The following is a 19,154-nucleotide window of genomic DNA, read 5'->3' on the forward strand; positions in this document are numbered from 1 at the left end:
GTCACTCCGCGATGCGGGTGTGCAGCGGGTCATGCCCGTCCCATGTCCCCTGGCTCGCGTACGGGACGAAACGAGCGAACAGCTCCTCGGCGTACCAGTCCTCGCGGCGCACCCGTCCGATGACGGTGAGGTGCTCGTCCGTGCGGTAGGCGAAGCGCGTGACAGCGGCCTCGTCCGCCCACAGCGAGAAGGTCGCCTGCCGGGCCAGCGGCCACTCCCCGATTCCGATCGAGGCCAGGCAACCGTCCTGGCGTTGCAACCTCCGGTTCACGCCCGGCACCGACCGGTAGAACGCCATCAGCCTGCCAGGACGGATCGACGCCCTGGTCAGCACGGCCACCGGCCCGTTCCCGGACGTTCTGACGGGTTCGGCCGCCGCGAAGGGGTCCCGTCCACCCCACCGGCCACGCGAACCGAGCGGGAGGAGCCGGACATGCCACGACTCTTCGGCCTCCTCCCGCCACCGTCCGGCCACCGGCGAGCGCGCGAGGAACTCCTCCAGCGCGGGCTCCCCGTCCCACACGGCGAACAACGCCCAGCGCCGCAGGTCCGCGCCCAGGCTCATCGACCGGCCGCGGCCCGTGCCCAGCAGGCGCCAGAACGACAGCCCAGCGGTGCCGCGCAGCAGCGGCCGGTCGAACGCCATGTGCCGCATGGCGCCCACACTTGCGTACCGGATGAGATGGAACGAGGCGATGACCCTGGAATCGGCGGCTCCCCTGCTCGGCGCGACCATCGGCGGCTACCCGCGCGACGCCGTCATCGGACGGCCGTACGTGCGTGCACGCCAGGTACGCGCCGGCCGCAGCACCGACCATGTCAGCCGCACCGCCGCCGGCACGTCGGACAACGGCGAGATCGCCAGGCCCACCCCTGGACGCGCGTAACTACCGCGCAGGGCCGCCGACACGAGACACCGCTGGACGAGCAGTGCGAGGTCCAGCGGTGTCGGGCGGCCCGCCGCCAACCGCAGCACGGGCAGGGCGAGTGTCAGCCAGACGACCGCGAGATCCGCCGCCATCGCACCACTTCCGGTCACCTCCCGCAAGGAGATCGTACGGCCCCACTCGCGCCACACACCGGCGACCGACTCGTGCATGTCGACTTCCAGCAGGGCGCCGGCGTCACGGAAGGCGACCCGCCAGCCGTCCCCCGCCAGCAGGCGACCGAGAGCGACATCATCGGCGAAGTGGCCGCGGACCCGCGCGAACCCGTCGGCCTCCAGCATCGGGGCCTTCCGGAACGCCATGCACTGGCCGTTCACCAGGAGCCGATGAGACCGCGCGGTGTCGACGCCGATCGGCCCGAACCGGTAGACCAGCCCGGTCAGAAGCGAGGCGTGCAACGCCTGCTCGGCCACCCCGTCGCACACGAATCGAGGCCCGGCCGACACCAGGTCGACGTCGTCGAGCAACGCCACGAGTTCCGCGCACAGGCCCGGCTTCGGGCGCGTGTCGGCGTCCAGTAACACCACGATCGGTCCCTTGGCGGCGCGCACTCCCTGCTGGCAGGCCCACTGCTTGCCGACCCAGCCGTCCGGCGGCGGCGTCCCGTGGACGACCCTGGCGCCCAGCCGCGCCGCCAGCCGTGCCGTGCCGTCCCGCGACTCGTCGTCCACGACGATCACCTCGGACACGTCGGGGTCCGCGACGAGCGGCCGCAGGCAGCCTGCGATTCTCGGCTCCTCGTCACGGGCCGGGACGACCACCGAGACCGGCTCCGGCGGCGGGGCGGAGGGTCCGGGCACGAGAGGCGCGGGACGGTCCCGGCCGCGCGCCAGCCGCGCCGCGACCACCCCGGCGGCCACCGCCTGGAACGGCGTCAGCCACATCATCGGGATCATAGGGACCGCACGCCCGTCCGCGCCGGGAAGTCCCGCTCGACGAGCGAGGCGACGATCCGGCCGCCCATCGCGACCAGCGGCAGGCCGCCGCCCGGATGCGCCGACCCTCCCACCAGGTACAGCCCGCGGCGCGGCCCCCGGTTGCCCGGCCTGCGGAACGGCGCGAGCACGCCCCGGTAGGCCGTCCCGTAGACCGCCCCGCCCCACGCGCCGTACCGGTCGCGCAGGTCGGCGGGGGTGAACGACTCCACGAACCGCAGCCGCCCCGACAGGTCGTGCCCGTGGCGCGCCAGCCGTTCCAGCACCAGATCGCGGTAGGCGTCCGGAGGGATCGGCCAGCGGCCCGGATCACCGGCCGGGACGTTCACCAGCAGCACCCAGTTCTCCGCCCCGGCCGGTGCCTGGGACGGGTCGTCCACCGCCGAGCAGCCGATGGAGATCGTCGGGTCCTCCGGCGGCACCCCGCGCTCGAAGATGTCGCGGAACTCCCTCCGGTAGTCGGCCGAGAAGGCGATGGAATGGTGCGGCAGCCCCTCCGTGCGTCCCTCCACACCCGCGAGCAGCAGGAACGCCGACGTGGACGGGCCCAGCCTGGCGATCCGGCGCATCCTGCGCCGATCCGGCAGCAGCCCGCCGTACAGGGCGGCGGCGTCGGCGTTCACCACCACGGCGTCCGCGCTCACCCGTTCCCCGGACGCCAGCACCACGCCCGACACCGCCGACCGGTCGGCGATCACCTCCACCACCTCGCGGCCGGTGTGGACGTCGACCCCGGCCTCGGCCAGCAGGCGGGTCAGGTCGTCGGCGAGCCGGGGGAGGCCGCCCGGCACGTACCAGCCACCGTCGCCATGCTCGATCGCCGGGATGCAGCCGAGCGCGGCCGGTGCCCGATACGGGCTCGACCCCGCGTAGGTGGCGTACCGGCCGACGTACTGCCGCAGCCTCGGGTCACGGAAGAACCGGCGCGCCAGACCGTCCAGCGTCCGGCCCGGCGCGATCGCGAGGAGGTCACCGATCCGCGCCTGCTCGGGCCGGTGGCCCCTCGGGGCGGTGAAGAACGTCCGCCGGGACGCCTCCAGGCAGCTCACCGCCCACCGGTAGAAGGCGCGCCAGGCCGCCCCCTCACCAGGGGCCAGCCGCTCGACCTCCACCGCCATCCGATCCGGATCGCTGTAGGCGCGCAGCTCGGACCCGTCGGCGAAGCGGTAGCGGCACAGCTCCTCCAACTCCACCAGCGCGCGTGCGACGCCCAGCTCCCGGAAGATCTCCGGGAGGGTCAGCAGCGACGGCCCCAGCGAAAAGGTGAACCCGTCACGTCGGCGCTCGGCGAGCTTCCCGCCGAGACGGCCCAGCCGTTCGTACAGTCGGACCCGGTGGCCGCGCCGTGCCAGCAGCAGCGCGGCGACCATCCCACCGCCGCCGCCACCGACGACGATCACCTCGGCCATCGGCGCCTCCACGCCAGGACGGCGAACGCCCCCATGGCCGTCCCGCCGAACGCGGCCACCACCCGGTCCGGCGGCTCGAACACCGCCGAGAACGCCACCGCCTCCATCACCGCCATCACCCCGTAGATCGCGACGAGCCCCCCGGAAGGGGTCCTCTCCACCCGCCCCACGATCATGTCGATCGCCGCCATGACCAGCAGCGACACCGCCAGCCATCCCGCGAAGTTGCTGATCGGGACGCCTCGGTACGGCCCGCCGTCCGCCCACGTCCACAGGCCCAGCCGGAGCATCTGCGGATCCAGGAACAGATCCCATGCCGTCAACGCCGACGCTCCCGCAGCCCACCGCCTCGGCCCGCCCTCCGGGACGATCGCGGTGGCGACGGCGTGCGCGGCCAGCCCCATGCCGCCCCACGCCAACGCCACGATCACCGGCACGCCACCCGGCTGAGGCTGCAACACCGGTGTATAGGAGTACGTCCCGAACGGGACACCCGTACGGACACCGATCCATTCGGCCGCATACCCGATGCCCACCGCGGCACAGAAGGCTCCGGCCGCGCGGCCGGCCCCGTCCCGTCCCGCGGCGAACGTCACGGCGCTCGCCGCCAGCAGCACCACGACGACGCTCGTCAACCGGATCGGCTCAGGCCGCAGCCCCGACAGGACCTGCGCCACCACCATCGCGCCCAGAAAACCGGCCCCGGCAAGCGCCCAGGCCCCTACCCGACGCCCAACGCCGTTCGAACGCCGAGCGGCCCACCGCCCCCGCACCTGCCCCATACACGGCCTTCGCACCAAGCCGTCGTCACGGATGCACCCCTTCCGGCGTGCTCCGGTCGGTTACCGTCAGGCGATGCGGATGGGGCTTGTCACGATCGTGGTGGACGACTACGACGAGGCGATCGGGTTCTTCGTCGGGGCGCTCGGGTTCGAGCTGGTCGAGGACTCGCCGTCCCTGACCAACGACGGCCGTCCGAAACGATGGGTCGTCGTCCGGCCGCCAGGGGCGGAGACCGGCGTCCTGCTCGCGCGGGCGGACGGTGAACGCCAGGCCGGCGCCGTCGGAAACCAGGTCGCGGGCCGCGTCGGGTTCTTTCTTCAAGTGGACGACTTCGACGCCGCCTATGAACGCATGACGGCCGCCGGGGTCGAATTCGTCACCTCGCCCCGCACGGAAGAGTACGGCCGCGTCGCCGTGTTCCTGGACATCGCCGGTAACCGATGGGATCTACTCGGCCCCGCCTGACGCCAGCCGCGCACTCGGCATGAGCCAAAGTCGCGCCTACCAGTACGAGCCCATCCTCGCCCGGCTGAGCTAGCGGTACGGCTTGCCCGATCCGCCGCCGAAGACACCGGCGCGACCGCGGGCCACATATAAGACCCGCTGCGAGATCGGCGTGTCCGCCGCCCACCAGACCAACCACATGGTGCGCGGTATCACCATCCCCGGCTCCATCCACTGCCAGAAACGCCCCCGGAAGGCCGGCCACCCTGAACCGCCCAACGGACACAATCACTGACCCCGCCACAAGCGCCGAAGCACGCCGCCGTGCCGAAACCATGCGCACATTCCGTAACCAGCTCAACGTCATGGCCTGGTACGGCACGTTCACCGGCACTGGTGGGCGCTCGCCGACGCGCATCTGGTGGAGGCCGATCAGCCCGGCGAGCTCGCGCAGCCGGTCCGCCGCGCCAGAGCGAGGCCCAGGTGACGGCCACCGGAAGCGGCCACAGTAGGCCGGTGTCGACCCGCAGTACACCCATTTCTGCCGCGCCAGACACATGCGTTCGTGGCTGTCTGGGGATACCGTTCAGGATTTCGACCTCCTTTGTGAGACCTCTCTCTCGGAGGTTCCTCATGGCGGCTTTGCCCGAATCAAGCGGGAAACTCATCGCCCTCGAAGGGCCGAAAGCAGCCGGGAAATCCCTGCTGCTCACCGCCGTAGCCGCCCGCCTACCCCACCCTCCCCGGCTTGTTCTCACCAAGGAACCGACCCCGGCGTTCGATCTACGCCGGGAACAGGAGCTTCAGGGCCAAGCGCTCGCGGAGGCGATCGCGTCGGATCGGGCACGACACGTCGCCGAAGTGATCGCTCCAGCTCTCAAGGCCGGGCGTGCTGTGATCTGCGACCGGTACATCCTGTCCTCATACGTATTCCACGTTCCGGACGGGGTGGCTCCAGAGGTCATCGCCAGGCTGAACCGCGCCTTCCCGACCCCCACGCTCAACCTGGTCCTGGAAGTGCCCACGGAGGAGCTGCGCCGCCGTCGATCCCGTCGCCCCGGCACGACTCGGTTACAAAGCAACGACCCGGCAGCCGAATCGCTCGCCTACCGGCATTACTCAAAACTCATGGAAAGCCAAGGCGTCCCGAGCCGGTTCGTCGATAATTCCACGATGACCCAACACCATCAGCTCGTCGAATGGCTCATCGCCCAGTACGCCGGGAGCGGTCAGTGAACTCCGCTCCAGCCGCCGTGGAGCTGCCGGATCTCGCCGCGCCGCGAGGCGACCTGCAGTTCATGCTCGGCGTGCTCTTCAACCAGCAGGTGCGTGCCGAGACCGCTTGGCGGGCACCGGTCCGCCTCGGCGAACGGCTCGGTGGCCTGGACGTTCACCAACTTGCGGCCACCGCCCCGGACTCACTCGCCGCAGTGATGCAGCAGCGGCCAGCCGTCCATCCGTTCGCTGTGGCGATGGCCGCCCACGTCATCGCCATGTGCGAGCGCTTGATCGCCCTATACGACGGTCAGGCAGCCAAGGTGTGGGACGACTGCCCGCCAGCGGCCACGCTCCTGCGCAGGCTGACCGCCTTCCCCGGCATCGGCCACCACAAGGCGACAGTCGCGATCGCGCTCCTCACTCGCGAGTACGACCTGCCGCTCACCGGCCCGGCCGATGACCTAGCCGCCCAGGCGCTCGCCTCCTGCCCGAGGCTCAGCGAGGTCCTCGTGACCTAAAACTCCCCAACCCAGAAGGGCCAGCGCCATGACGCAACCGTCCACCAACCCGGTCGCCCACCCGACCGGCGGCATCCCGAGAACCCGCCGGCTCCCCCGCTCCACCAGCCACCGGCGCAGCGCTTACGTCGCCCCACCCGGCGCCCTGCCGCAACTGGTGTTCGACGAGGGCGCACAGTGCTTCACCGCCCCGGGCGGTGAGAAGACCAGCGTGCTGATCGAGCAAATGGACCGGCCGCTGTCGCTGACCTTCCAGCTGACCCGCGACTGCAACTTCAGCTGCGCCTACTGCAGCGAACCGCCCGGCATCGGCACGCGCTCCCTCGAGGAACTGCTCGCGATGCTCGACAAGCTCTCGGGCATGCGCCGGATCATCCTGTCCGGCGGCGAGCCCATGCGCTACAAGCACTTCTGGCAGGTCTTGGAGTACTGCCAGGACAAGTTCGGCCAGGTCGTGCTGTCCACCAACGCATCCATGATCACCCGGGACGGGGCCGCGCGGCTGCGGGAACTGGTCGACTATGTCGACATCACCGTGGACGGGCCGCGCGCCCAGCACGACAGGATCCGCGGAAACTACGACATGGTGATCCGCGGGCTACGGCGTATCGCCGAAGAGGACATCCCGCTATCCGTGATCTGTGTGTATCTCGGCCGTAACAAGCGACAGATTCACTACATCTGCCAGACCGGCGACATCTTCGGCGCGAAGAAGGTCAAGATCCTCACCACGATCCCCAAGGGGTACAGCCGTAACCTGTTCGAAGACTTCACCACCGGCGAAGAACTGGAGGAACTGGAGGCGTTCCTGACGGCCGAGCGCCAGGCGTGCGGGTGGCTGCCGCGCATCACCATCGCCGACTGGATGAAGATTGGCGCCGGACACGCGATCCTCATCGAGCCCGACGGACGCGCCGTCGCCTCCCCGGTCTGGCAGCAACCCGAATGCATCGTCCCGTTTGGGAACCTCCACGAGCAGACGGCCCAGCAACTGTGGGAGGCGTACCCGTACAAGAAGGAGCACCTGGACAAGTACCTGGAGCGCACTCTGATGGTGGTCGACTGAAACCTCAAGGAACCCGGCGGCACATCATGATCGGCTGTTAACGTCCGCCTCGTCAGCCTCATCGACCTCAACGGGGTGGACGCATGCAGCCGTTGCCCGAAAACGCCTCACTGCGCACGATCCAGGACTACGTTCGCAAGCTCGAGGTCGAACGCGGCTTCCAGGACCGGTCGGCCGTTGATCAATGCCTCAAGCTCTTCGAGGAAGCGGGCGAGCTCAGCCGGGCGGTCGGCGCACTATCCGGCCAACCGGTCGACCCTGCCGGCCGGATCGCCGACCTGGGTGCGGAAGCGGCCGACGTGCTGCTCATGCTCATCGCGGTCGTCAACCGGTACGACGTCGACCTGGAAGAGGCGTTGCGCCGCAAGGAAGAACGCAACAACACCCGCCACTGGCGATAGCTGGACGCCCTCGCCACGATCTCCGCTGGTCGCCGCGTTCGGTGACGGCCGCGGCGGACCCGCAGGTGAATGCAGGCCGGGCGTTCTGAATGCCGCGTGGAGCCACGGGGATTCGAACCCCGGACACCTGGCTTGCAAAGCCAGTGCTCTACCAACTGAGCTATGGCCCCTCGTGTTCAGTTGTCCTACCTGCGGTTACGCCGACCGGTCGCAACCGGCATCGATCGTACAGCACAGGATTTCCCGAGCGGGCCGCCGGACATAGAGCACACGCCCGCCGAGCCCATCACGCTGGGCCTGTCGCTCATGGCCGCATGAAAGTTCTGGCGCCTCGCCCTGGAGGCCCGCGACGTCTCCGAAAAAACCGTCGAGACGTACGGAGACGTCAGCGGTTCGCCGCGTGGCTCCGCGACGAGGCGGGCGCCAGTCTCGTCCACAGCACGGTCAGGACCGCCCCGGATGGCCCCTAGGGGTTATCGCAGCAAAAGGGTGCGTCGGCGGGGCGGTGCATGCGGCATGGGCTACGGCGAATTGGCGGTGGTTGGGAGGGGGAGGAAGAGGTCGGGGAACTCCTTCACGCTGCCCAGGACGTGGGTGGCGCCCGCGCTGCGGAGCCGGTCCTGGTCGTGCGCTCCGGTCAGGACGCCCGCGACGATCGAGGCGCCGGCGCGGCGGCCGGACAGGATGTCGTTCTCGGTGTCGCCGCACACGGCGATGTGCCGGACGTCGTCGGCGCCCAGCCGGAGCGCCGCGGTGAGGATCAGGTCGGGGTACGGGCGGCCGCGGCCGGCGCCGATGCCGTCTTCGGGGGACAGCGCCAGGTCGACCCTGGTCCACCAGTCGAGGGCGTCCAGGATCCGGCCGAGGGTGCGGCGGCTGAAACCGGTCGTCAGGCAGATGCGGACGCCGGCGCGGCCCAGCCGTTCGAGCGCGGACTCGGCCCCGGGCACGGGGGTCAGGCCACGGCGATCGACGACCAGGTCGTAGGAGCGTTCAAAGGACAGGTTCGCGGCCTGCGCGCGCGCCTCGTCCCCGTCGAACAGCGCCCGGAAGATGTCGATCTTCTGGCGGCCACGGCTCTCGCGGACCCGGGACATCGCGCGCGCGTGCGCGCCCGTCCCGGGGACGACGCCGACGGTCGCGATCGCCTCGGCGAACGCCGTCTCGACGGCGTCCCCATCGACGAGCGTGGTGCCGGCGAGATCGAGGCAGGCGATCGTAATCCGCTCCGCACCGTTCACGCCGGGCCTCCCTCGAAGCCGTCATCCCGTCCGCGGCCGGGCGCGCCGACGGGTCATGGCGGGCGCCGTGTCAGCTGTCGGTGGACGTGGCCTCGGTCCACAGGTCGAGCTCGGCACGGTCCTGCTGGAGCCGGCGCCACACGACGAAGCCACCGAGCGCGACGACAGCGAGAACGAGCAGCTTCTTCACGGTGGGATCCCCTTCAACCTCGACTGTCCAGTCATGCCCGGGCGCGCTTTCCGCGACGGTGCCCCCAGGCTCTCCGCAGCCTAGCAACCCGTGCGGGGCCACCCGCACCGTGTCCGAGTCATTGGGCGATCGTCCACACGCGCGGACCCGGGACATCGATGACGTTCACGGTACTGATCATGTGGCCCGCGTGCCGACTCCCGTCGCGTCCGGGCCGGTCGCATAATCCGGACCATGGGCGGCGCAGAGGACGACTTCCGGCTCTGGGAACGGGAGCTGGAGGATCCGCCGGTCGAGACCGGCACGGGCGTCAAGGCGCTGGTGCTCGTGGCCGCCCTGACCGCGGCCGGCTGCGCCACTCTGATCATCCTCGGTCAGGTGCCGCTCGGTACCGCGGGGCTGATCATCGCGTCGATCGTGCTGCTTCTCTGGCGCGCCGGGCTCTGAGCCGCCGAGCGTCCCGGCCGCTTCCGGTCACAGGACGGCGACCGCCGGGCGTCGAACGATCCCGACATCTCGGGCGATTGCCGTGCCATCATCACCGGCATGGAACTTCGCGGCGCCAGGGTTCTGGTCACGGGTGCGACCGGCGGCATCGGCCAGGCGCTGGCGACGGCGTTCGCGGCGCGCGGCGCGGACGTGGTGCTCACGGGCCGGCGCGCCGACGTGCTGAAGGAGCTCGCGGACGGGATCGGCGCGCGGGCGACGACGCTGACCGCCGACCTCACCGACCGGGAGGCGCCCCTGCGGCTCGTGGAGGAGGCGGGCGACATCGACGTCCTGGTGGCGAACGCGGCGCTGCCCGCGTCCGGGCTGCTCGCCGACTATTCCGTCGCGGAGATCGACCGGGCCCTGGACGTCAACCTCCGCGCGCCCATCGTGATGGCCAAGGCCGCCGCTGAACGGATGACCGCCCGCCGCCGAGGGCACCTCGTCTTCATCTCCTCCCTCTCCGGCAAGGCCGCGTCGGGACGCGCCGCGCTCTACAACGCGACCAAGTTCGGCATGCGCGGTTTCGCGCTGGCGATGCGTGAGGATATGCGCGAGCACAACGTCGGCGTGTCCACCGTCTTCCCCGGCTTCATCCGGGACGCGGGCATGTTCGCCGAGGCCGAGGTGACCCTTCCGCGCGGCGTCGGCACCCGTTCGCCACGGGACGTGGCGCGCGCGACGGTGCGGGCCGTCGAGAAGAACATCGCCGAGGTCGACGTCGCGCCCCTGGCGCTGCGCGTGGGCGCGCTCATCGCCGGTGCCGCACCGGCCATGGCGGCCGCCTTCCAGCGACGCGCCGGCGGTGACAGGGTCGTACGGGACCTCGCCGCCCGCCAGCGTCACAAGCGCTGACCTTCTCCACCGCCCCGGCGTCCGGGTACTGCCCCCCATGGTGATCAAATGGGAGGGGTGTGCGTGTTGACACTGGAGGTAGGGGATGACTGAGACCGGCGAACGTCCCGCCCAGCGCAGCGGCGTGTACCGCATCGGCGGCGACCTGCCGGTGCACCGGCTCGGGTTCGGGGCGATGCGGATCACCGGGCCGGGCGTGTGGGGCGAGCCCGCGGACCGCGACGAGGCGATCCGGGTGCTCAAGCGCGCGGTCGAGCTGGGCATCGACCTGATCGACACGGCCGACTCCTACGGCCCGTACGTCAGCGAGGACCTGATCGCCGAGGCGCTGCACCCGTACCCGGACGAGCTGGTGATCGCCACGAAGGGCGGGTTCGTCAGGACGGCGCCGGGCAAGTGGGTGCCGGTGGGACGCCCCGAATACCTGCGGCAGTGCGTGGAGATGAGCCTGCGGCGCCTGAAGCTGGAACGCATCGACCTCTACCAGCTCCACCGCATCGATCCGAAGGTGCCGCCGGCGGATCAGCTCGGTGAGCTCCGCGCCCTCCAGGACGAGGGGAAGATCCGGCATATCGGGTTGTCCGAGGTCACGGTGGACGAGATCAAGGCGGCCCGCGAGCACGCCCCCATCGCGTCCGTCCAGAACCTCTACAACCTGACGGAACGCAAGTCGCAGGACGTCCTGGAGTACTGCGAGGCGGAGGACATCGCGTTCATCCCGTGGTTCCCGCTGGCGACCGGCGAGCTGGCCAAGCCGGGCTCGGTCGTGGCCGACGTCGCGTCCCGCCATGGCGCCACCCCGGCGCAGGCGGCACTGGCCTGGCTGCTGCACCGCTCGCCGGTGATGTTGCCGATCCCCGGCACGTCCAAGGTCGCCCATCTCGAGGACAACGTCGCCGCCGCGGCCATCTCCCTCTCCCCGGAGGAGGTGGCCGAGTTCGAGAAGCTCTCCGGCTGAGGGCGCGCCGATTCGCGGACGGGTGGCGACATCCGGCGTTCCGTTCGCGATAATCCGGCTCAGTCCTCTTGATCAAGAGGGCTGAGCCGGCGCGCCGTGCCGGCGGACCGACCCCGTCCAACGGGCGCGCCCCTACGAGGGAGGCCCGTGCATGGTCACGTACATGGTGAGAGCCCGCCGCGGCCAGGGACGTCCCCGGACGACAGTCGTGCTCACCGCGACGCTGGCGCTGCCGCTGGCGACGCTGACCGCGACCGGCGCGTGGGCAGGCCCGGCCCGGGCGACGACCGCCGAAAGCGCCACCGTGGTCCCCGTCCAGGTCACCGGCGATCCGGCCAAACGCTTCAACCTGGTGATCCTGGGGGACGGATACACCGCCGCCGACCTGCCGAAGTTCCGCGCCCATGTCGACAGGCACCTCAACGACCTGTGGACGATCGAGCCGTTCAAGACGTACCGCAGCTATGTCAACGTGTACGCCGTCGAGATCGTCTCGGACGAGTCGGGTGTGAGCTGCGATCCGGACCTGTCGTCCCCGCGCCGCGCGACCCCGCTGAAGATGGCGTTCTGGGGCGGCTGCCGCGAGGCGGGCCCGCAGCGCCTGCTCACCATGGACGCGGGCGCCGCCAGGACGTACGCCGACCTGGTGTCCGGCACGTCCGACGGCAACCGGCAGATCCTCGCGCTCGCCAACAGCGACACCTACGGCGGCGCGGGCGGCACGTACGCGACCGCGTCCGGCGGCAACGCGCTGTCGGCCCTCATCACCCCGCACGAACTCGGCCACTCCCTCGGCGGCCTCGACGACGAGTACGACTACTACCAGCGGGGCGTCCCCGGCGGCACCTACGAAGGCGGCGAACCCGAGTCCATCCACCACACCCTGCTGACCGAACGCGAGATGCGGGAGCAGCGGAAGAAGTGGTGGCGCTGGCTGGGCGAGCCCAGCGAAGCGGGCGGCCGCATCGGACGGTACGAAGGCGGGCTCTACTTCACCAAGGGCGTCTGGCGGCCCAGCCGGCACTCCATCATGAAGTCACTGGGGTACTACTTCGACCAGCCGGCCCGCGAACGCATGACGCAACGCATCTCGGCCAAGGTCGACCTCATCCAGGACCACACCCCGACCACCGCGCCCGTCGGGGACGACCGGGTGCTGTGGCTGGAGACGATGCACCCCAGCGGTCACGCGCTGTCGGTCCGCTGGCAGCTCGACGGCAAGGACATCCGGCGGGCGCGGGACGCCCGGAACCTCGACCTCGCGTCCCTGCGCCTCAAGCCGGGCACGCGGCACACGGTCACGGCCACGGTCACCGACCCGACCGCGTTCGTCCGCGACCCCGCGATCCGCGGCTCCGCCGCACTCACCCGCACCCGGACCTGGACGGTCGACACCACCGTCACCACCCCGCCCGCGGACGTCCCGGTCGGCTTCGGCGACACGACCCCGACGAACCGGACGGTGGGCGCCGAGGAGGTCGTGTACGCGGAGACCACGCATCCCGTCCGGAAGATCCCGCGGGTGCGCTGGGAGGTCGACGGGCGTCCGGTGCGCGTTTCCGGCAACGACCGCGACCTGGACCTGGGACGCCTGCGCCTCTCCTCCGGCACGCACCGCGTCACCGCCCGCGTGGGCGACAAGACCCGCGAATGGACGATCGACGCCCAGCGGCCCACCGCGACCTATGCCGTGTCGCGGCCGTCCGAGACCCGGCGGCGTCCCGGAAGGCCACCGGAGTACGTCTTCGACGGCTCGTTCACCATGCGCCTGACCACGGCCGACGACCGTCCCGGCACGGTGGTCGGCGAGTTCAGGGTGGACGGGGACGGCTGGTACAACTACTTCGGCTGGCCCACCGACTCCTCGGCGCCGTTCCTCTTCACCGAGAACGGGACGGTCATCGACCACCTCTCGTACGGCGGCATCGGCAAGGGCCGCCACACCATCGAGTACCGCGCCATCGACGCCGCCGGCAACATCGGCCGGGCCGAAAAGTTCATCGCCACGCTGCGATGATCCGGCACCTGCCCGGCGAACGGCCCGTCACTGGATCGCCGGGGTTCCACGCCCCAGGGTGTCCGCCGGGACATCCGGCCCGGGCTCGTCCGGGCGGCCGGTCCCGCCGGGCGGGTCCTGGGCGCGGCGGGAGGTCGCCAGCACGCAACCGCCCAGGATCAGGACGAACGCGCCCACGATCCCGCCCGTGAGCGGCTCGTCCAGGAACAGGACACCGGCCAGCACCGCGACCGCGGGATTGATGTAGGTGAACACCATCGCCCGGGACGTCCCGACCTCACGGATCAGCTCGAAGAAGATCACGAACGCGAGCGCGGTGCACACCACGCCGAGCCCGGCCAGCGCGGCCAGCACCGTTCCGTCCGGAACGGCCTCCGGCCAGGTCGCGGCGGCCGGGCCGACGTAGATCAGCGCGGCCAGGGTCAGGCAGGCGGCGGTCAGCGGCAGGCTCGGCACGTCCCCGAGCCGCCGCGCCAGGATCGTCGGGGCGATCGAGTAGCCGAGCACCACCAGCATGATCTCGCCGATCGACCGGGCGTTCCCGCCGAGATGCGGCCAGGCCAGCACCGCGACCCCGGCGAGGCCGAGCAGCAACCCGGCCCACCGTCCGGCCCCGAGCCTCTCCACCTCCGCGCCCGCCTCGTCCCGACCCGATCCGTCGCGCCGCCTTCCGTTCCAGGTGGCGGCCGCCCGCGCCAGGACGACACCGACGATCGGCACGGCCGCGATCAGCAGCCCGGTCATCGAGCTGGACAGGTGCCGTTCGGCGTCCGACAGCAGCGCCCACGGACCGATGATCTCCAAGGTGGCGAACACGAGGATCGTCCGCCAGTGCCGTCGCAGCGCCGCCGGCGTACCGCGTCCCCTCCCGCCCCAGAAGGCCGGCGGTAACAGCAGGACGGCGCCCAGCGCGGTGCGCGCGAACACCACCATGGGCACCGAGATGCCGGCCTCCACCGCCACCTTGATCATCAGATAGGGGATGCCCCATAACACGCTCATCAGGGCGAACAGCACCCAGCCGCGCCGACTCACGCCGTCCTCCTCTCACGCCCAGGCCGCCCGCCTCGGCACGGGGGTCAGTCTCGCGGGCCGGGCCGCGCGCCGTCTTGAACGCTGTTGCGGTACTGGCCGGGCGTGACACCGATGACGCGCCGGAACCACCGCGTGAGGTGCGCCTGGTCGGCGAACCCGACGAGCGTCGCCACCTCCGCCGGGCGGAGACCCGCGTCCAGAAGGGAACGGGCACGGGTCACCCGGTGCTGCGCCAGCCAGGCGTACGGCGGCATCCCCATCACCTCGCTGAAGCCGCGCACGACCCGGTACCGCGACACCCCCATCTCGGCGGCCAGCTCGCCCAGCGCCGGTGGCGCGACCAGCTCGTCCGCCAGCCGGGACGACACCGTACGGGCGATCCACGCGGCCTCGCTTCCGCTCCCGCGCATCGCCGCACGGTGCGGACGGGACGGCCGTTCGGCATGCCGCCGCACCAACGCGTCCAGCACGGAGAGCAGCATCGTCTCGCCCGCGAGCGGGTCCCCGTCCGGACGGCTCAGGACGCGATGCGCCGTCCACAGCCGCCGCGCGAGCCGGCCGTCGTCGATGATCCCGTCCCGGAAGTGCGGTAACGCGCCCTCCCCGCGGGACGGCAGCGCGTCCTCCAGCAGCTCCGGAACGGGATACAGCACGCGGTAGGCGAACCCGCGTTCGTCCGCGGGCCCACCGGTGTGCGGTTCGCCGGGTTCCAGGACGACCACGCTCCCTGGCCCCGAGTGGTGGTATTCGCCCCGGTAGCGGATCGTTTCGAGCCCGTCGGTGCACACGCCGATCGCGTACTCCTCGTGCGCGTGCGGCGCGTAGTGCCGGCGGCCGATCCGCGCGGTCATCAGATCCAGGTGGACGCCCCCGACGTCACCGATCCGGGTCCAGACCGCTCGGTCAGGCGGGGAAGACGTGCCGGATCCGCCAGCGATCGGCGTCACGGCTGAGCTCCGCTATCGCCACCCCGTCGTCCCCGTTGATCCTGACCCGGTAGACGAGCGCCTCCGGGGATGATCCATAGGTCTTCAGTACCTCGTCCACGGCGTAACGCGCTCCCCGCCATTCGTACGCGGTGAGCCGCCCCGCCGGATCGTGTTCGGCCCTGATCGGCTCGTTGAGAAGGTGCCCCATGTGACCAGGACCCTAGCACCTGTTCGAACTGGTGTTCGCAACGGCCGGCGGTTCCCCGGCTCCCCGGGCGGACGGGAACGCCTCGGTCACGGGCTCCTACGGTATGCCCGGCGGACGGTCGGAACACAGGACCTCCCGGCGTGGCGTGTCCTCACCGTACCGTCGCGGCACGGGTTGACTTCAAGCCGACTTGAAGTCGCAGCATGCCCTCATGACCGCAACAGATGTTCTGATCCGCATGCTCGACGCGTTCGACGGCAGGCCCGACGCCACCGCGCTGCGAGCCCGATCGTACGATCTCCTCCTTCCCGCCGACGGCCCCGGCGGCCCCGTGGCGGATGTGGGCTGCGGCGCCGGACGCGCCGTCGCCGAGCTGTCCGAACGAGGCGTGCGCGCGATCGGCGTCGACCACAACGAGCAGATGATCGAAGTGGCCGCCCGCCGCTGGCCGGAGATCGATGTCCGTGTCGGGGACGCCTGCGAGCTCCCCTTCAAGGACGGGGAGCTGGCGGGCTACCGGGCCGACAAGGTGCTGCACACCCTTCCCGACCCCGCCCAGGGGATCGCCGAGGCGTACCGCGTCCTGGCCCCCGGTGGGCGAGCCGTCGTGCTCGGCCAGGACTGGGAGGCCACCGTGATCGACTCGGACAGCCCGGAGCTGACGCGCCGCGTCGTACAGGCCCGTGCCGCACAGGTCCGGAACCCGCGCGCGGCCCGTGCGCAACGCCGCCTGCTCCTCGACGCCGGTTTCCGGGAGGTGACGGTCGAGGCGCACACGGCGGTGTTCACCGGTGAGCTGGCGATGCTGCTGGTGTCCGACACGGTGGGGGCGTGCCGGCAGGCGGAGGCCGTCACGGACGCCGAGGCCGTCACGGAGGCGGAGGCCGACAGGTGGCTCGACGAACAGCGCCTCCGGGCCGGGAACGACCGGCTCTTCGTCGCCGTCCCGTTCTTCATGGCCGCGGGGACCCGTCCCTGACGACCGGGGATCCGCTTCATCCACAGGCTGGGGGTAACGCGACGCACACCTTCCAGGCCCCGTCGGAACGGCGGTTCGGGGGACGCCTCCACAGCGAAATCCCCAGCGAGGCAGTCGCATCGGCCCTCCGGCAGGGCGTCCCGTGCCCTCACGGGGCGCCCCCGCTCCCAGCCCCCTCACAACCTTGCCGTCCACACCCTGTGGATAACCAAAACCCACACCGTGTGGGTACCGGGCTCCACAGTCGTCCACAGTTCTCCCTCACCCGGCGTGCACCGTTATCCACGCCGTGGATAAAACGCTGACCAGCAGAGACACGGTGTTGTCGAGGCGTGGCCGCAGCTCGTTCACACCCTGTGGACAACCGCGCTCCACAACGCCCGGGAACGGTGGATCGCCGTCACCCACCGTCCATCCCCAACTACATCAACACCGTGCAACCGATCAAGCACCCACAGCCGCCGGGAGATGGGACCACACCCGCCTGTCCACAACCTGTGGACAGGCTCGCCGTCAATCCCACCAGAACGACCAGTGGTCGGCGCCGACCAGGCCCTCCGCGTAATCCTCAAGTGAGCCGACACCCTGCCAGATGTTGTCCGGGCAGAACGCCAGGTGCTCGGCCGCGACCCGGAGCGCGTGGTCGAGCGTCACCGGAGGCGCCGCCACCGACAGGCTCAGCTCGTCGAACCCGACCGCCACCACCCGGGCGCCGAAGCGCTCCTCCCAGGACCGGACCACCGCCGAGATCTCCTGAGTGTGGTTGGTGTGGTTGCCGGGACCGCCCCATCCGACGATGGTCAGCGTGTCGGCGCCCCGGGCCGCCGGCACCAGGCCGAGCAACCAGTCCCGGCCGATCGACAACGACTCGGCGAGCCGCCGCGCCACGACGTCCGGGTCCTCTCCGCCCTCACCGGCCGCCGCGAGCCCAGGCCACGGCCCGCTGAGGAGGTCATCGGTCCCGTCGTCCTCAGGCTCGGGCGCGACCGCGTCCCAGAACCGCCGCAGCACCCCGTTCGCGGTCAGGACGTCGATCGTCCCCACCGGTGTCGGCCACAGCTCGCCCTCGTGCCACGGCCGACCCGGCTCACCGTGCAGCGTGTTCAGCAGCAACGGGTACAACCCCGTCTCCTCGCGGCGCTCGAACAACCGCATCCAGTGAACGGCCGCGTCACCGGCGGGCTCGTTCGAGACCCACAGGAAATCCCGACCCGACCACTCCTCCTCATCGAGGTAAGCGGGGTCGGGTTCCACCGGCGCGCCCTCCGGAAGATCGTCGGGCAAGCGGGAGAAAGGAGACTCGATCGGCATGACGCGCAATCTAGCGCTCCCCTCCGACACTCGCCGCGCATCCGGCCCACACCGCCTGTGGATGAAGCCGATCCCCAACGGTGGACAACCCGCCCGACGCTTCGTCCACCGATCCGTCCCCGGCACCGTCTTCGCAGCTCACCCCAGGTCTAGCGGGCTGACCTGCACAAAGGGGCGCGGCGCGGATTCCGATCCACAGCCTGTGGATAACGCGTCTCCACATTCCACTGAGAACTTGATGCGCGGTGTCCACCTTCTATCCGCAACCTTGTCCCCAGCCTCAGTGGAATCCTCGCACCCCCGCGGCCCGTACTGGCCGCATCACGCCACGTGTAATCCGCCGCGCCGGCATCAAGCGTCACACGAACGTCACCCGCTCCAGAGGGCAGGCCCCCCGCCGGACCGCCCTCTCACGACGGGATCGACACCATGTACGGACCACCCCCCGCACCACCGCCGCCCGGCCCTCGCCCCTACCGCCGTGACCCGGGCGTCTCCCGCCCAGCCGTCGCGGCCATCGCCACCGGATGCCTGCTGCTGGGCTGCCTGGGCGGCTGCATCACCGGCTTCGGGTTAGCGTCCACCCCGACGACCGCGGGCACCGAAGCCGCCGCCTCAAGCTCGGCCCCTCCCTCGCCCTCCTCGACGGCGCCGCCATCGAGCCCGTCGCCGACCGAGACCTCCGGCCAACCGGCACCCGCACGCACAGCCAGCCCGTCCCCGACCAGGCAGACCAAACGCCCAACAACCCGCCGGACACCCAAACGCGCCCCCAAGCCGAAACCCGCGCTCGACCCGCGCTACCCCACCTGCGCCGCCGCAAAGCGAGCGGGCCTGGGCCCCTACCGCCAAGGCGTCGACCCCGAGTACGCGTGGTACCAGGACCGGGACCGCGACGGCACGGTCTGCGAATAACCCACCTGCCGTCCCTCCCCAACGAAAACGGGAGCACCTTCACGATCCAACCCACAGGCCAATCAACCAGTCCCGCAACCACCCCATGGGGCGTGCCCGGGGGGCCGGAGGCGCCGGGGGGCCGAGGGGAGCCGGGACGGAGCCCCCACCGGTCCAACTCCTCAGGGAGCTTGATGAGCGCGTGACGCGCCTGGTCACCGGGCCTCATCCGCACACGTCGCCGGCACGGTCTGCGAATAACCCACCTGCCGCCCCTCCCGAACGAAAAACGGGAGCACCTTCACGATCCAACCCACAGACCAATCA

21 protein-coding genes and 1 tRNA gene are annotated in these 19,154 nt (G+C 71.0%); 11 read left to right on the forward strand and 11 right to left on the reverse strand.

Annotated features, from left to right (window positions below):
• Window position 1: 1 nt before the first annotated feature.
• From QSK21_RS30845 to QSK21_RS30860, 4 genes are read right to left on the reverse strand one after another with little or no spacing between them, the layout of a single operon-like run.
• Window positions 2-736 (reverse strand): spheroidene monooxygenase, encoded by a 735-nt coding sequence (locus tag QSK21_RS30845; RefSeq protein WP_285701006.1) that lies wholly within the window; start codon window positions 734-736, stop codon window positions 2-4.
• A gap of 6 nt (window positions 737-742) precedes the next feature.
• Window positions 743-1,834 (reverse strand): glycosyltransferase family 2 protein, encoded by a 1,092-nt coding sequence (locus QSK21_RS30850; RefSeq protein WP_285701007.1) that lies wholly within the window; start codon window positions 1,832-1,834, stop codon window positions 743-745.
• Window positions 1,835-1,839: 5 nt separating this feature from the next.
• Window positions 1,840-3,291 carry a phytoene desaturase family protein gene (locus QSK21_RS30855; protein WP_285701008.1) on the reverse strand — a complete coding sequence of 484 codons (1,452 nt, stop codon included), beginning with the start codon at window positions 3,289-3,291 and terminating at the stop codon, window positions 1,840-1,842.
• Window positions 3,279-3,974, reverse strand: a complete 696-nt coding sequence (locus tag QSK21_RS30860) for a carotenoid biosynthesis protein (protein ID WP_285701009.1) — start codon at window positions 3,972-3,974, stop codon at window positions 3,279-3,281. The genes QSK21_RS30855 and QSK21_RS30860 overlap by 13 nt, the downstream gene beginning before the upstream one ends.
• Window positions 3,975-4,146: 172 nt before the next feature.
• Here QSK21_RS30860 and QSK21_RS30865 point away from each other — a divergent pair, with 172 nt between their 5' ends.
• From QSK21_RS30865 to QSK21_RS30885, 5 genes are all read left to right on the forward strand, one after another.
• Window positions 4,147-4,539 carry a VOC family protein gene (locus tag QSK21_RS30865; RefSeq protein ID WP_285701010.1) on the forward strand — a complete coding sequence of 131 codons (393 nt, stop codon included), beginning with the start codon at window positions 4,147-4,149 and terminating at the stop codon, window positions 4,537-4,539.
• 612 nt (window positions 4,540-5,151) lie between these two features.
• Window positions 5,152-5,754 (forward strand): dTMP kinase, encoded by a 603-nt coding sequence (locus tag QSK21_RS30870; RefSeq protein WP_285701011.1) that lies wholly within the window; start codon window positions 5,152-5,154, stop codon window positions 5,752-5,754.
• A 17-nt stretch (window positions 5,755-5,771) separates the two neighbouring features.
• The gene (locus QSK21_RS30875; protein WP_285701012.1) at window positions 5,772-6,254 is read left to right on the forward strand and encodes a hypothetical protein; all 483 of its coding nucleotides are present in this window, start codon (window positions 5,772-5,774) and stop codon (window positions 6,252-6,254) included.
• A 28-nt stretch (window positions 6,255-6,282) separates the two neighbouring features.
• On the forward strand, window positions 6,283-7,320 hold the full coding sequence (locus QSK21_RS30880; RefSeq protein ID WP_285701013.1) for a radical SAM protein: 1,038 nt from the start codon (window positions 6,283-6,285) through the stop codon (window positions 7,318-7,320).
• Between the two features lie 83 nt (window positions 7,321-7,403).
• Window positions 7,404-7,721 (forward strand): MazG nucleotide pyrophosphohydrolase domain-containing protein, encoded by a 318-nt coding sequence (locus QSK21_RS30885; RefSeq protein ID WP_285701014.1) that lies wholly within the window; start codon window positions 7,404-7,406, stop codon window positions 7,719-7,721.
• Between the two features lie 97 nt (window positions 7,722-7,818).
• Here QSK21_RS30885 and QSK21_RS30890 read toward each other — a convergent pair.
• The 3 genes from QSK21_RS30890 to QSK21_RS30900 form a co-directional block, all read right to left on the reverse strand.
• Window positions 7,819-7,891: transfer RNA gene (locus tag QSK21_RS30890), tRNA-Ala, on the reverse strand.
• Window positions 7,892-8,242: 351 nt separating this feature from the next.
• Complete coding sequence (locus QSK21_RS30895) at window positions 8,243-8,962, reverse strand: HAD family hydrolase (RefSeq protein ID WP_285701015.1); 720 nt, start codon at window positions 8,960-8,962, stop codon at window positions 8,243-8,245.
• 70 nt (window positions 8,963-9,032) lie between these two features.
• Window positions 9,033-9,152, reverse strand: coding sequence for a DLW-39 family protein (locus QSK21_RS30900; RefSeq protein WP_211245696.1), 120 nt, complete (start codon window positions 9,150-9,152; stop codon window positions 9,033-9,035).
• A 234-nt stretch (window positions 9,153-9,386) separates the two neighbouring features.
• Here QSK21_RS30900 and QSK21_RS30905 point away from each other — a divergent pair, with 234 nt between their 5' ends.
• The 4 genes from QSK21_RS30905 to QSK21_RS30920 all read left to right on the forward strand — a co-directional run bounded on the left by QSK21_RS30905 (window position 9,387) and on the right by QSK21_RS30920 (window position 13,471).
• Window positions 9,387-9,599: a hypothetical protein gene (locus QSK21_RS30905; RefSeq protein ID WP_285701016.1), complete on the forward strand. Its 213-nt coding sequence runs from the start codon at window positions 9,387-9,389 to the stop codon at window positions 9,597-9,599.
• 99 nt (window positions 9,600-9,698) lie between these two features.
• The gene (locus QSK21_RS30910; RefSeq protein ID WP_285701017.1) at window positions 9,699-10,496 is read left to right on the forward strand and encodes an SDR family NAD(P)-dependent oxidoreductase; all 798 of its coding nucleotides are present in this window, start codon (window positions 9,699-9,701) and stop codon (window positions 10,494-10,496) included.
• An 85-nt stretch (window positions 10,497-10,581) separates the two neighbouring features.
• Entirely contained in the window at window positions 10,582-11,454 is an 873-nt protein-coding gene (locus tag QSK21_RS30915; protein ID WP_285701018.1) for an aldo/keto reductase, read from the forward strand.
• A 151-nt stretch (window positions 11,455-11,605) separates the two neighbouring features.
• Complete coding sequence (locus QSK21_RS30920; protein ID WP_285701019.1) at window positions 11,606-13,471, forward strand: M64 family metallopeptidase; 1,866 nt, start codon at window positions 11,606-11,608, stop codon at window positions 13,469-13,471.
• Window positions 13,472-13,498: 27 nt separating this feature from the next.
• Here the strand turns inward: QSK21_RS30920 and QSK21_RS30925 are convergent, their stop codons facing one another.
• Genes QSK21_RS30925 through QSK21_RS30935 form a run of 3 tightly spaced genes read right to left on the reverse strand, consistent with a single transcriptional unit; the run spans window position 13,499 to window position 15,643 of the window.
• Window positions 13,499-14,506, reverse strand: a complete 1,008-nt coding sequence (locus QSK21_RS30925; protein WP_285701020.1) for a DMT family transporter — start codon at window positions 14,504-14,506, stop codon at window positions 13,499-13,501.
• Between the two features lie 44 nt (window positions 14,507-14,550).
• A complete protein-coding gene (locus QSK21_RS30930; RefSeq protein ID WP_285701021.1) occupies window positions 14,551-15,357 on the reverse strand; it encodes an AraC family transcriptional regulator in 807 nt (268 codons plus the stop codon).
• Between the two features lie 52 nt (window positions 15,358-15,409).
• Window positions 15,410-15,643 (reverse strand): RNA-dependent RNA polymerase family protein, encoded by a 234-nt coding sequence (locus QSK21_RS30935; protein WP_285701022.1) that lies wholly within the window; start codon window positions 15,641-15,643, stop codon window positions 15,410-15,412.
• A 211-nt stretch (window positions 15,644-15,854) separates the two neighbouring features.
• On the opposite strand from QSK21_RS30935, the gene QSK21_RS30940 reads away from it, so the two are divergent.
• Window positions 15,855-16,622, forward strand: a complete 768-nt coding sequence (locus tag QSK21_RS30940; protein WP_285701023.1) for a methyltransferase domain-containing protein — start codon at window positions 15,855-15,857, stop codon at window positions 16,620-16,622.
• Window positions 16,623-17,135: 513 nt separating this feature from the next.
• Here QSK21_RS30940 and QSK21_RS30945 read toward each other — a convergent pair.
• Complete coding sequence (locus QSK21_RS30945; protein ID WP_285701024.1) at window positions 17,136-17,933, reverse strand: DUF4253 domain-containing protein; 798 nt, start codon at window positions 17,931-17,933, stop codon at window positions 17,136-17,138.
• A 429-nt stretch (window positions 17,934-18,362) separates the two neighbouring features.
• Between QSK21_RS30945 and QSK21_RS36240 the strand changes: the two genes are divergently transcribed.
• A complete protein-coding gene (locus tag QSK21_RS36240) occupies window positions 18,363-18,848 on the forward strand; it encodes an excalibur calcium-binding domain-containing protein (protein WP_352231350.1) in 486 nt (161 codons plus the stop codon).
• Window positions 18,849-19,154: the final 306 nt, after the last annotated feature.

It is taken from the genome of Actinomadura sp. NBRC 104412 (assembly GCF_030269515.1).
GTDB lineage: Bacteria > Actinomycetota > Actinomycetes > Streptosporangiales > Streptosporangiaceae > Spirillospora.

Coding starts and splice junctions, on each gene's coding strand:
- QSK21_RS30860 (WP_285701009.1), bottom strand. CDS start 3,974: ATGGTGGTGGCGCAGGTCCTGTCGGGGCTGCGGCCTGAGCCGATCCGG.
- QSK21_RS30845 (WP_285701006.1), bottom strand. CDS start 736: ATGGTCGCGCCGAGCAGGGGAGCCGCCGATTCCAGGGTCATCGCCTCG.
- QSK21_RS30850 (WP_285701007.1), bottom strand. CDS start 1,834: ATGATGTGGCTGACGCCGTTCCAGGCGGTGGCCGCCGGGGTGGTCGCG.
- QSK21_RS30905 (WP_285701016.1), top strand. CDS start 9,387: ATGGGCGGCGCAGAGGACGACTTCCGGCTCTGGGAACGGGAGCTGGAG.
- QSK21_RS30915 (WP_285701018.1), top strand. CDS start 10,582: ATGACTGAGACCGGCGAACGTCCCGCCCAGCGCAGCGGCGTGTACCGC.
- QSK21_RS30865 (WP_285701010.1), top strand. CDS start 4,147: ATGCGGATGGGGCTTGTCACGATCGTGGTGGACGACTACGACGAGGCG.
- QSK21_RS36240 (WP_352231350.1), top strand. CDS start 18,363: ATGTACGGACCACCCCCCGCACCACCGCCGCCCGGCCCTCGCCCCTAC.
- QSK21_RS30870 (WP_285701011.1), top strand. CDS start 5,152: ATGGCGGCTTTGCCCGAATCAAGCGGGAAACTCATCGCCCTCGAAGGG.
- QSK21_RS30855 (WP_285701008.1), bottom strand. CDS start 3,291: ATGGCCGAGGTGATCGTCGTCGGTGGCGGCGGCGGTGGGATGGTCGCC.
- QSK21_RS30885 (WP_285701014.1), top strand. CDS start 7,404: ATGCAGCCGTTGCCCGAAAACGCCTCACTGCGCACGATCCAGGACTAC.
- QSK21_RS30945 (WP_285701024.1), bottom strand. CDS start 17,933: ATGCCGATCGAGTCTCCTTTCTCCCGCTTGCCCGACGATCTTCCGGAG.
- QSK21_RS30935 (WP_285701022.1), bottom strand. CDS start 15,643: ATGGGGCACCTTCTCAACGAGCCGATCAGGGCCGAACACGATCCGGCG.
- QSK21_RS30930 (WP_285701021.1), bottom strand. CDS start 15,357: ATGACCGCGCGGATCGGCCGCCGGCACTACGCGCCGCACGCGCACGAG.
- QSK21_RS30940 (WP_285701023.1), top strand. CDS start 15,855: ATGACCGCAACAGATGTTCTGATCCGCATGCTCGACGCGTTCGACGGC.
- QSK21_RS30910 (WP_285701017.1), top strand. CDS start 9,699: ATGGAACTTCGCGGCGCCAGGGTTCTGGTCACGGGTGCGACCGGCGGC.
- QSK21_RS30920 (WP_285701019.1), top strand. CDS start 11,606: ATGGTCACGTACATGGTGAGAGCCCGCCGCGGCCAGGGACGTCCCCGG.
- QSK21_RS30880 (WP_285701013.1), top strand. CDS start 6,283: ATGACGCAACCGTCCACCAACCCGGTCGCCCACCCGACCGGCGGCATC.